Raw genomic sequence first — 12069 nt, forward strand, 5'->3', positions numbered from 1 at the left:
CGATCCGGAATCAGTCGCCTACGGATTCCTTGACGATCTTCGCGATGGCGTCCAGCCCCTCCTGAGCGGTGAGCTTTCCCTGGTAGATCGGCAGCATGTAGTCATTCGCGATGGTGTTGGACAGGTCGGGGACGGCGGCCTCGACCTGGTAGTTCGCGAATCCTTCGTCCCTCATTTCGATGAGGGTCGCGACGTGGGCGGGCTTGCCCGATCCCGTGACGATCTCGTCGACTCCTGCGATTGAGGGCAGGGCGTTGCCGGAGTTCGAGAGCCGCTGCGTCTGCCCGTCCCGCGACAGGAATTCGGAGAAGAAGGTGAAGGCGGCCTTCTTGTCCGCGGCGTTCTTGTTGATGGCGAGGAAGGAGGAGGCGACGCCCGTCGAGGCGGCGGCGCCGTCGGGGGTCGGCCAGCGCACGACGTCGTAGTCGTTCATGGAGTTCCCGGCGCCTTCGATGGTGGCGACCGTGTAACGCCCTTGCACGAGGAATCCGAGTTGGTGGGTGACGAACAGGGTGTCGGCGTCCTGTCCTGCGGGCATGAGGTCGGCGACGGCTAGTTCCCCGGAGGCGAAGCGGTCCGCCCATTGCTGTACGGCTTCGACGGCCGCGGGATTCGTGTTGGCCGTGTAGGCGTTGTCGGTGTAGACCGGTCCGGCTTGGGACTCGATGATCGAGTTGGTGGTCGACCAGTAGTTCCAGAATGCTGCGCCCGTCATGCCGGCTTCGGCGAGCTTGCGCGTCATGGAGAAGAAGGCCTGCGTCGTCCATTGATCCTTGGCGGCCAGTTCGGCGGGGTCCTCGGTGATGCCGGCTTGAGCGAGCGCCTGCTTGTCGTACCAGAAGGCGTCCGGATTGACGTCGTTCGGCAGGGCGTAGGTGCTGCCGTCGAGCTGCGCCACGCGGTAGATCCGCTCGGGGAAGTCGTCGAGCTTGATGGCTGCGTCATCGCTCAGGTGCGGATCGAGGGGTTCGAGCACGTTGTTGGCGACGAGCGAGGCGATGCGGTCGTCTCCGACGTAGAAGACGTCCGGCGCTGTGCCGGAGGTCAGCTGCGTGGTGAGTTTGGAGTGGTAGTCGGTGTAGGAGGCGACGGGTTGGAAATCGACTCGGATGTCGGGGTGGCGTTCCATGAAGTCCTTGTTGAACTCTTCGAAGACGGCGAGTTCTTCGGGGTTCCCCCATGTCGACCAGGTGACGCTTCCTTCGGCCCGGTCGGCGCTCCCCCCTGCGGAGCACCCGGCGGTCGCGCCGAGCGCGAGTGCCGAGGTGAGGGCGAGGCAGGCGGTTCTTCTGAGTGACATCGTTGTCATCCTTTCTGTGCGGTGAGTGTGAACGATGCTTGGTCTTCTGGGGAGGATCGGCGGGCGTCGCCTTTGCGTTCGTCGGCCGACGGGCGCAGTTCGGTGACGAGCATCGCCGAGAGCATGAGGGTTCCGCCGATGGCGAGGCGTCCCGTGAGGTGCTCTCCGCCGAGTGCGATGGCGAAGAGGGAGGCGAATGCCGGTTCGGTCGTCATGATGACCGCTGCTGAGGCAGCGGGGATGCGCGACTGCGCCCAGGTTTGGATGACGAGGGCGGCGAGGGCGGCGACGAGGGCCATGTAGAGCAGGCAGGCCCAATTCGCCGCGCTCGTCGGGAGCCCGTATCCGCCGGGGGCGGCCGTGATGTCGGCCAGAACGGCGATGACGATGAGTTGGATCGCGGCCAGGGCGAGGGGGTCGTCGCGTTCGGCCCATCGGCCCAGGACGAGTATGTGGAGCGCGTAGAGCAGGGCGCCGCCCAGCGTCAGGGTTTCCCCGATGCCGTACGAGAGGCCGTTCAGGCTGAGGATCGTCAGTCCGCCGGTCGCGATGATGACGGCGATCCATGTCCGGGCGGCCGGACGGTTTGAGAAGAGGAGGAATCCGACGACCGGGGTGAGGACGACGTACATGCCGGTGATGAATCCGGAGATCGATGCGTCGGTGGTCTTCAGTCCCTCGGTTTGGAGGAATTGGGCGGCGAAGTAGAGCAGTCCTGCGGATGCGCCGCGCGCCCACGTGCGCTGATCGGCCTTGATGATTCGCCGTCCGAGGATCACGGATCCGGCCAGGGCGGCGATCGTGAATCTCAGGGCGAGGAAGTCCAGTGCTTGCAGGTCTTCGAGCAGATTCTTGGTGAGGAAGAAGGTGGATCCCCAGACGGCGGTGACGAGTATGAGCCCGAGGGCGGGAAGGAGGTGAGCCGTGGGGGTGCGCGTCGTCATCGCCGTGCGTTCCTTTTGTCTGCCAACGAACATGGAAACCGGTTTCTATCATTGTCGCAACCGGTTTCTACGAATGTCAAATCAATCACGAGAACAGGAGTCGTCACCCGGTACCGCACGTCGCATCGACTGCCGAGGAGCGATGATCACGCCCCCTCGCACTCGACACCGGAGCGCGCACAGGCCGCGCCAGAAGCGCGATCAACGCCTCCTCACAGCCGACAAGAGGCGCCACGAGGCCCCCGAAGAGCCTGCGGACGACCGCCGACGCCAGTCGGATTCGACGAGTCCCGACCGGCCATCATCCCCGATGACGACGGGACGAGGACGGAAGGGGCGAAAGGGCCTGCGTCCGCCTCAAGACGGCGTCACTCTCCGTCGCCGAGCAATCCCCTCGCCCACTCGACCTGCTTGAGCCACTGGTAGGCGCCCCCGCCTTCATGGTTGTTGAAGGAGTACACCTCGATGTCCGCCCTCGGCGCCTCCCCCTCGGCCGCCGCGCCCCACCAGTTGCGCGCCGCGAACACGGACGAGGGCGGGCACACCGAATCGAGCAGAGCCGTGGAGAAGAGCGCGGGCGCCAGAGCCCTGCGCCCGAGGAGCACGCCGTCGAAGTAGGAGAGGGTCTCGAACACCCTGTCGACCCGATCGCGGAAGACCGCGAGATAACGGACGATCTCGTCGTAGGGCGTGCCCTCGGTCTGGGCGACCGAACGGCGGAAGTGGTTCATGAAGGGGACGTCCGGCATCGCGCCGACCACCCGATGATTGAGCGAAGCGGCGGCGATCGCGAGCGCCCCGCCCTGGGATCCGCCGGTCACGAGGATCCGGGAGGAGTCGACCTGCGCCAGCGAAGCCGCGGCCTCGACCGCGTGGTGGGCGTCGACGTAGATCCGGCGGTAGTAATGATCGCGGGGATCCTCGATGCCGCGCGTCATGAACCCCTGGTCGCCGTAGCCCGAAGCGCGCGGATCGGGGGTCGCTCCCCCATTGCCCCAAGTGCCGCCCTGCCCGCGCGAATCCATGAAGAAATGTGCGAATCCGGCGCTCGCCCAGTCGAGGTGGTCCACCGGAAGGCCACGGCCTCCGCCGTAACCCTGGTACTGGATGACGGCCGGCAAGGGGCCTTCGGCCGACGCGGGCAGCGTGAGCCAGGCGCGGATCGGATCCGACCCGAAACCGGGGAAGACGAGGTCCAAGACCCGCAGAGTCTCAAGCGGCGTCCCAACCTCCTCGACGCGCACAAGGGACGGATCGAAGGGGTTCTCCTCCAGAGTCGTCCGCCAGAACTCGTCGAAGTCGGCGGGCTCGGCCAGCTCCGGCCGATACGCCTGCAAGTCGGGCAGTTCCATGTCGTAGCGGGTCGACATCGCTCACTCCTTCGCGACCGCTCCCGGGGGCCGGCGCACCCAACCAGCGCCGGCCCCCGGCAGTCTTGCTCAGTTCCTCTCGATCCTCACCGGAGTGGTGAGGACGCGCCCCTCGCCGACGATACGACGCCCGGGCTCGAGTTCGATCTCGGACGCGGGCAGGCGCTCCTCCGAGGAGCGCCCCGCCGCGAGCAGGATCCTCCCGCCCTCGACGATGCGCTTCATGTCCACTCCCGTGAAGGAGAAGCGATCGGCGTGGACTTCAAAGGTAACGCGAGCGGACTCGCCGGGCGCCAGCTCGACCTTCGCGAAACCGATGAGCTGCTTGAGCGGGCGGACGACCTCGCCGACCGGGTCGGAGGCGTAGAGCTGGACGACCTCGGCCCCGGCGCGCCCACCGGTGTTCGTCACCGTCACCGAGTACTCGACCGTCCCGTCGAGCGCCATGCGCCCGGTCGAGACCGAGGGGGACGAGTACTCGACGCTCGTGTAGGACAGGCCGTGCCCGAAGGGGAAGAGCGGACGCGGATCGATGTTCGAGATGCCCTCCGACTCCCATCCGAGCGGCGGCTGCAGGTAGGTGCCGGGCTGGCCGCCCGGGGTGTTCGGGATGGCGATCGGCAGGCGGCCCGAGGGCGAGACCTCGCCCGACAGGACCCGGGTGATCGCGCCCGCGCCCTCGACTCCGGGCATGAAGGCCTGGACGACCGCGGCGCAGCGATCCGCATAGGCGCCGAGCGCGTAGGGGCGTCCCGTCACGAGGACGAGGACGACGGGCGTGCCCGTGCCGAGGACCGCGTCGAGCAATTCGCCCTGGCGCCCTGGCAGGTCGAGGCTCGCGACGTCGCAGCCCTCGCCGGAGGTGCCCTCGCCGAACATGCCAGCGATGTCGCCGAGGGTGAGGATCGCGAGCTCGGAGTTCTTCGCGGCCGCAACGGCCTCGGCGATCTCCTCGTCGGTCCCCTCCATGAAGCCGGTGCCGCGGACGAAGACCGGATCGTCGAGGACGGAGCCGAGCGCCTCGGGCAGGGTCTCGATGTCGAGGCCCGTGCGGCCGTCCTCGTAACGGGCGAGCACGTGGTTCGGGAAGGCGTAGCAGCCCATGAAGGAGCGGACCTCCTCCCACACCGGGCCGATCACCACGGCGCCGCAGCGGCGCGCGAGGGGCAGGACCCCGTCATTCTTGAGCAGGACGATCGATTCCTCGGCCATGCGGCGCGCCACCTCGCGGTTCTTAGGAGAATCGAGGTCGCGCGACTCGTCGACGAAGGGCTCCCATTCGGCGTCGAGCAGGCCCAGACGCGCCTTCTGGAGGAGCACCCGGCGAGCCGCCGCATCGATGTCCGCGACCTCGACCAGGCCGCGCTCCACCGCTTCGGCGAGCCCCGAATAGCAGGTCGTCTCGGGCAGCTCGACATCCAATCCGGCGTTGAGGGCGAGGGCCGCGGCCTCGACCCCGTCACCCGCGATCCGGTGCATCTTCTCGAGGAATCGGACCGACCAGTAATCCGAGACGGTCGTCCCCGTGAAGCCCCAGCGCTCGCGCAGGACCTCAGTGAGGAGGTGGCGCGAAGCCGCGGCGGGCACGCCGTCGATGTCGGAGTAGGAGTTCATCACCGAGTCGACGCCGCCCTCGCGGACCGCCATCTCGAAGGAGGGGAGCATGACGTCCTCGAGCTCGCGCGGGCCCATCGGCACGGGCGCGTGATTGCGGCCGCCGCGCGAGGCCGGGTAGCCGACGAAGTGCTTGAGGGTCGCGATGACGCCCGCGCCCTGGAGGCCCTTGACGTAGGCCGTGCCGACGGTTCCGACGAGGTAGGGGTCCTCGCCGCAGGTCTCCTCGACGCGCCCCCAGCGGTAGTCGCGCACGACGTCGAGCAGGGGCGACAGGCCCTGGTGAACGCCGAGGGCGTGCATGTCCCGCCCGATCCGTGAAGCCATCTCGCCGACGAGCCCGGGGTTCCAGGTCGCGCCCCAGGCGATCGCCGCGGGGTAGACGGTCGCCCGGTAGGCGGTGAAACCGGTGAGGCACTCCTCGTGGACGATCGCGGGGATGCCGAAGGCGTTGCATTCGCGCACCTCGGCCTGCATCTTCTTGAGCTTGGCCGCGCCCTCGGAGAGTTCGAGGGGGTCGGTGCCCCACACGCGGGTGATGTGCCCCAGGCCGCCGTCGATCGACTCCTCCCAGGACAGGGAATCGGCCGCGAAGGCGTTCTCCATGGGCGCGACCTCGTGCCCGGCCCCCTGTTCGACGGAATCGGCCTCGCCCTCGGGCCCCGTGGGCTCGGGCGCGGGGGCGGCCGCCTCGGGATCACGGGCCCAGAAGGAGGCGAGCTGGTGGATCTTCTCCTTCAGGCTCATCTCGGCGAGCAGGGCGTCGACCCGTTCCTCGTCGCTGAGGGACGCGTTCTGCCAGGTGGTCATGATGTCTCCAAAGTCGTGCGCCCTCAGGCGCAGGGGTCGGGCGCTCAGGGGCGCAATTCGGTTCCGGCGAGGCGCACCGGCGCAGTCATGTTCTCGAGGGCGGGACCCCACAGTCCGAGCAGACAGCCGGTGAATCCCCCGGCTTCCTCGGTGGAGAGCCAGCCCGCGGGCAGGGCGAGGACCGTCTCGGCGCGTTCATCGCCGAAGGCGATCTCACAGACGAGGTCGCGCAAGCCGACTCGGACCCTTGCGCCCGCATCGGGACGCCCGAGCACCCGTTCCTCCTCCTCGCCGCGCGCGAGGATCCGGGCGACCAGGCGACCGTCCTCGTCGATGCGCACGCGGGCCGAGTTCTTCGCATCCTGGACGATGCCGGGCACGAGGCCTCCTGCGGCGAGCGTCTCTGCGGCGAGGCTGATCGCGGCTTTCCAGGAGGCGACGCGCACGCCGCGGAAGGACCGCTCCTCCTCGCCGATCCACTCCGCCCCGACCGGTCTCAGTGCTTTGGCGCTCAGTTCGGCGATGGGGAGTTCAAGCTCATGCGGGCGTTCGGGGGCGTCTCCGAGGGGCGCGAGGCAGCGCTGCTCGGGGGCGATCCCGGGACGGACGTCGATGGCGGCGGGGACCCTCCCGACTCCCGGTGCGAACACCGGCCACCCCTCCTCCCACGAGACCGGCACGAGGAAGGTTTCGCGCCCGAGGAGGTGGCGGTTGCCGCGCAGCCTCACGCCGAGCATGACCGCCCACCAGGAGCCGTCGGGCATGGTGAACATGTCGGCGTGCCCGATGTTGTGGATCTGAGAGCTCCGGCCGAGATTGCGATGCGTGAAGATCGGGTTGCGCTTGCAGCCCTCCCAGGGGCCGCGCGGGTGCGGCGCCCGGGCGACTGAGACGGAGTGCTCCTCGGCGGTCCCGCCCTCGGCCGTCAAGAGGTAGTAGGTGCCGTCGACCCTGTAGAGGTGCGGGCCTTCCGACCACACGGCCTTCTCGACGGCGCCATGCCAGATGACCGTCTCCTCGCCCGTGAAGCGGGCGGCGTCGAGGTCCACAGGGCGCGTCCAGATCTCGGTCTGATCGTGCCACATGGGGTCGGCGGCCAAGCGGGTCCCCGTCCACCAGACGGTCCCGTCCTCGTCCTCGAACACGTCCGGGTCGATGCCGCCGGCGCCTTCGAGGAAGCGGGGAGTCGACCACGGCCCTTCGGCGCGCGGCGCCGTCATGACGAAGGAGCGCTCGGTCGTGCCGACGACCGTCGTGCAGACGAGGACGAATCGTCCGCCGATGTGGCGCAGAGTCGGGGCGAAGATGCCCTGCGACTCCGCTCCGAGCTCGAGGTCGAGGGGGCCGGCGTTGCCCTCGGTGAGGGCGTGGCCGACGAGCTCCCAGTTCTCCAGGTCGCGGCTCGCGTGGATGGGCAAGCCGGGCAACCAGGTGAAGGTCGAGTTCACGAGGTAGACCGTGTCGCCGACCCGGCACGCGGAGGGGTCGGGGAAGGTCCCGGCGAGGATCGGATTTCGGGCGCTCATCCCTTCACGGCTCCCGTCAGACCGCCGACGATGCGGCGCTCGAAGAGTGAGAAGAAGATGAGGGCGGGGATCATCGACAGCGAGGTGAAGGCGAGGACCCTGGCGGTGTCCACCGAGTACTGCGAGGCGAAGGCCTGGACGCCCAGCGGAAGGGTGAAGAGGGACTCGTCGGAGAGCACGAAGAGCGGCAGCATGTACGAGTTCCAGGATCCGATGAAGGCGAGGATGCCCGTCGTGATGACGCCGGGAGCCGACAGCGGCAGGACGATCTTCCAGAAGAAGCCGAGCCTTCCGCAGCCGTCGAGGGCGGCTGCCTCCTCCAGTTCCTTCGGGATCGTGCGCAGGAATGGCACGAGGATGATCACCGTCGTCGGCAGGGCGAAGGCGATGCCGGGGAGGATCACCCCGAGGAGGTTGTTCGTCAGCCCCAGGGACTTGATGAGGATGTACAGGGGCGTGATCGCGACGGTCATCGGGAACATGAGCCCGGCGGCGAAGAGGGAGTACATGGCCTCGCGCCCTTTGAAGGGGTAGCGGGCGATGACGAAGGAGGCCATCATGCCGAGGATGACGACGCCGACGGTGGTCGCCGTGGCGGCGATCGTCGAGTTGAGGATCTGGCGCCAGAAGACGGGGCTGGCGATGACCTCCGTGTAGTTCTCGATGACCCACGGGTTGGGAAGGCCGGCCGGATTGTCGGTGATCTGCGAGTTCGTGCGGAAGCCGCCGATGATGACGTAGACGACGGGCGCGAGGAGCGCGATTGAGACGACTGCGGCGAGGAAGTAGATGCCGGGGTTGCCCCATTCGAGCTTCGGGGCGCCGTTCTTGCGTCGCTTGAGCGGGATTGCAGTGCTCACTTCCGGCCTCCTGTAAGCGCGCCCTCTGTGTCGCGGCGCAGGACGAAACGCTGATAGGCGAGGGCGATGATGAGCGAGATGAAGAAGACGACGACCGCGACGGCGTTGCCGTAGCCGTAGTTGCCGGCCAGACGGCCGTTGATCACCATGTAGCTCGCCATCGTCGAGGTTCCGGCGGTCGAGGCGATGTACTGGCCCCAGATGATGTAGACGAGGTCGAAGAGCTGGAGGGAGCCGATGATTGAGAGGAATGCCCACATGCGCAGCGTCGGGCCGAGCAAGGGGATCGTGATGCGGCGCTGGATCTGCCAGTAGGAGGCTCCGTCGACCTTCGCGGCCTCCATGAGCTCGGTCGGGATCCCCTGCAGCCCCGCGAGGAAGATGATGACGGCGAAGCCGACGTACTTCCAGGTGAGGATGAACATGAGGGTCGCCATGGCGATCTTCGGATCGGCGATCCAGTCCCGGGTGAAGGCGCCGAGGCCGATGTCGGTGAGGAGGCGGTTGACGCCGCCCTGGCTCTGGAGGAGCAGCGACCATGCGGTGCCGGCGATGACCTCGGAGATGACGTAGGGGATGAAGATGAGGACGCGGATGATCGACTGCCCGCGCATCTTCTTGTTGAGGAGGAGTGCGAGGAGCAGGGCGATCGGCCCCTGGAGGAGCAGGGATGCCACGAGGATGATCGCGTTGTGGCCGAGGACCGCGTGGAACTCGGGGTCGGTGAGGATCGTGATGTAGTTCTTCAGGCCGACGAAGTCGGTGGGGACTCCGTAGCCCTTCCATTTGAAGAAGCCGTAGTAGCCCGCCATGAGGACGGGGAAGATGACGAAGAAGAGGAAGAGGAGGATCGCCGGGCCGGACAGGACGGCGATCTCCAGGCGCTCGCGCCTACCGATCTCCGACTTCTGTGAGCGGCCGCGGCCGCGGGAGCGCTTCTCGGCGGCTCCCGCGGCCCCGGATCCCCCGTCGAGCACGGGGGCTGCTGACATGGTCTCGAATCACTCCTTATCCGCTGCGGCCTGGACCGCCTTGAGGATGCCGTCGGGGCCGGACTTGCCGGCGAGCATGTCGACGACGCCGATGTTGAGGGCGTTGCCGACGTTCTGGCCGAGGAGGGTGTCGAGCCACACGGCGATGTAGGGGGCCTTGTTGTTGGCCTCGAGGATGTTCTTGAGCGCGGGCTCCTGAACGACGCCCTGGGCCTCCGTGTTGGCCGGGATGGTCTTGAAGGCCTCGGCGTACTTCTCCTGGTATTCCTTCTTCACGGCGAAGTTGAGGAATTCTGCGCATTCCTTGGGGGCTTCGGTCGAGCAGGAGAAGCCGTCAAGACCGCCCATGAGGGCGCCTTCGCCGCCCTGTCCGCCGTCAACGGCCGGGAAGGGGAACCAGCGCAGGTCCGCGAGGGGCTTCTTGTCCGGGGTGAGGTCCGCGATGACGCCGACGTTCCAGGCGCCCATGAGTTCCATGGCGGCCTTGTGGTTGGCGACGAGGCCCGCTGAGGAGCCGGCGCCCTGCTGGGCGGAAGTGGTGAGGAAGCCGTCGTTGAAGGGCTCGGTATCGGCGAAGGTCTTGAGGTCCTCAGCGGCTTTGAGCCAGCAGGGATCGGAGAAATCGCCCTTGGCGGAGTCGGTGAGGAAGGTGTCCTGGCTGCATTCGCGCAGGGCGAAGAAGTAGAACCAGTGGGCGGCGGGCCATGCGTCCTTGGCGCCCAGAGCGATCGGCTGGATGCCGGCCGCCTTGAGCTTGTCGATGGCGGCGTTGAGCTCGTCCATGGTCGTGGGGGCTTCGGTGATCCCGGCCTGGGCGAAGAGCTCTTCGGAGTAGTAGATGCCGCCGGGCAGAACGGAGGTCGGAACGCCGTAGAGCTTGCCGTCGACGGTGAGCGTGGACATCGGGCCGGGGCCGATCGCGGTCTTCGTCTCTTCCGTGATCTGATCGGTGATGTCCTGGACCTGTCCGGCCTCGATCATGTCGTTGAGCTTGCCGCCGCCGCGGGAGAAGAAGATCTCGGGGGCGTCACCGGAGTTCATCGCGGTCTGGAGCTTGCCGTCGAGCTCTTCGTTCTGGACGGCCGAGACGTTGATCGTGACGTTCGGGTTCTCCTTCATGAAGTCGGCGGCGGTGCTGTCCCAGAAGGCCTTGCCTTCACCGGTGGTGGAGTTGTGCCAGAGCTCCATGGTGACCTTGCCGTCGGCGGACCCGGAGTCGGACCCCGCACCACCGGCGCAGCCTGCGAGGGCGAGCGCGGCGACGGCGGCGACTGTCGTCACACTGAGCATTCGTGAGTGTCGTTTCACCGTTGAAACCTCCGTCGGTGGTCGCTCCGGTCAGGGATCAACCGAAATCTTTCGCGAACCAACCTGAACACCACTTAGTTTAGGTGTGAGAGAAAATATGTCAAGACGCACAGATTGCGCGCAGATAACGAAATGCCAACAGCCAATTACTCTTTGCAATTACTCCTTGAATAAAACGAAACTGTTTCGTATGCTGAAGGATGAAAGGAGGTTGCTATGAGTGATACCCCTCGCAAGCAGAAGGTCACCCTCGATGCGGTCGCCCAACTGGCAGGCGTTTCCAAAGCCTCGGCCTCAAAAGCCCTCAACAACCGCAAAGACGTCTCCGAATCGACACGGCGCGCCGTCCTCGACGCCTGCGCCGCACTCGGATATCAGCGCACCGCCCCCGCGCACCCGACCGCGGCTCGCCCCTCGATCGCCATCGTCGCCGACAATCTTTCGACGACCTACACCCTCGAGATCCTCAAAGGCGCCTCCACAGCAGCCCTCCAGCTCGACGCCGACCTCCTCCTCAGCCACACCTCATTCGGCACCGGCGAAGAACCGAGGATCCGCCCCCTCGACGATCGTTGGATCTCGGACTTCGTCGAAGGCGGGGGCATCGGCATCATCACCGTCACCTCGCCCTCGAGCACCGACCTCATCGCCCGCCTCCAAGACGCCGGCCTCGCCCACCTCGCGATCGACCCCGCATCCCCCACCCCGATCGGGACCGCCTCGATCGGCGCGACGAACTGGAACGGCGGCGTCGAGGCGACGCAGCACCTCATCGCCCTCGGCCACTCCCGCATCGCCTTCGTCAAAGGCCCCGCCTACTCGGTGCCCGGCCACGAGCGCTTCGAGGGCTACCTGTCGGCCCTGAGAATGAACCGGATCGCCTTCGACCCCGCCCTCGTCGGCGGCTCCGAATACTCCTACGAGAACGGACTCGAAGTCGGACGCCGTCTCCTCTCACTCCCCGCGCCCGAGCGCCCGAGCGCGATCTTCGCCTCCAACGACGTCACCGCGATCGGCGTCTACGAGGCGGCCCGTGAACTCGGACTGCGGATCCCCGAGGACCTCTCCGTCATCGGCTTCGACGACACCGACCTCGCGCGCTGGGCGACCCCCAGGCTCACCAGCGTCCATCAGCCGCTCGGCGACATGGGGGCGCAGGCCGTGCGCACCGTGCTCCTCATGTCGAAAGATCCGGGGGCGACGGCCGGCTCGCCCATTCAGCTCGCCACCCGGCTCGTCGTCCGCGACTCAACCGCCCCCGCCCCCCTCAGCGACTGACCCCATCGGTCCCGCCCCAAAGCGCCCGCCCGACGCGCACACTGCGCACCGACGCAGACATATCGCC

9 protein-coding genes are annotated in these 12069 nt (G+C 67.3%); 1 reads left to right on the plus strand and 8 read right to left on the minus strand.

Annotated features, from left to right (window positions below; all coding sequences use genetic code 11):
• Positions 1-10: 10 nt before the first annotated feature.
• The 8 genes from HD592_RS00405 to HD592_RS00440 form a co-directional block, all read right to left on the minus strand.
• Positions 11-1300 (minus strand): ABC transporter substrate-binding protein, encoded by a 1290-nt coding sequence (locus HD592_RS00405; RefSeq protein WP_246429952.1) that lies wholly within the window; start codon positions 1298-1300, stop codon positions 11-13.
• Between the two features lie 5 nt (positions 1301-1305).
• Positions 1306-2244 (minus strand): DMT family transporter, encoded by a 939-nt coding sequence (locus tag HD592_RS00410; RefSeq protein ID WP_184451236.1) that lies wholly within the window; start codon positions 2242-2244, stop codon positions 1306-1308.
• A gap of 368 nt (positions 2245-2612) precedes the next feature.
• Positions 2613-3614: an acetylxylan esterase gene (locus HD592_RS00415; RefSeq protein ID WP_184451237.1), complete on the minus strand. Its 1002-nt coding sequence runs from the start codon at positions 3612-3614 to the stop codon at positions 2613-2615.
• Positions 3615-3683: 69 nt separating this feature from the next.
• Complete coding sequence (locus tag HD592_RS00420; RefSeq protein WP_184451238.1) at positions 3684-6038, minus strand: glycoside hydrolase family 3 N-terminal domain-containing protein; 2355 nt, start codon at positions 6036-6038, stop codon at positions 3684-3686.
• A 44-nt stretch (positions 6039-6082) separates the two neighbouring features.
• On the minus strand, positions 6083-7564 hold the full coding sequence (locus HD592_RS00425) for a glycoside hydrolase family 43 protein (RefSeq protein ID WP_184451239.1): 1482 nt from the start codon (positions 7562-7564) through the stop codon (positions 6083-6085).
• Positions 7561-8424, minus strand: coding sequence for a carbohydrate ABC transporter permease (locus HD592_RS12430; RefSeq protein ID WP_184451240.1), 864 nt, complete (start codon positions 8422-8424; stop codon positions 7561-7563). Before HD592_RS12430 ends, HD592_RS00425 begins: the two co-directional genes overlap by 4 nt.
• Positions 8421-9416, minus strand: coding sequence for a carbohydrate ABC transporter permease (locus HD592_RS00435; RefSeq protein WP_184451241.1), 996 nt, complete (start codon positions 9414-9416; stop codon positions 8421-8423). The genes HD592_RS12430 and HD592_RS00435 overlap by 4 nt, the downstream gene beginning before the upstream one ends.
• 9 nt (positions 9417-9425) lie before the next feature.
• Positions 9426-10697: an ABC transporter substrate-binding protein gene (locus HD592_RS00440; RefSeq protein WP_221437779.1), complete on the minus strand. Its 1272-nt coding sequence runs from the start codon at positions 10695-10697 to the stop codon at positions 9426-9428.
• A gap of 243 nt (positions 10698-10940) precedes the next feature.
• Between HD592_RS00440 and HD592_RS00445 the strand changes: the two genes are divergently transcribed.
• Entirely contained in the window at positions 10941-12002 is a 1062-nt protein-coding gene (locus HD592_RS00445) for a LacI family DNA-binding transcriptional regulator (protein ID WP_184451243.1), read from the plus strand.
• Positions 12003-12069: the final 67 nt, after the last annotated feature.

This window comes from Schaalia hyovaginalis, from assembly GCF_014208035.1.
GTDB lineage: Bacteria > Actinomycetota > Actinomycetes > Actinomycetales > Actinomycetaceae > Pauljensenia > Pauljensenia hyovaginalis.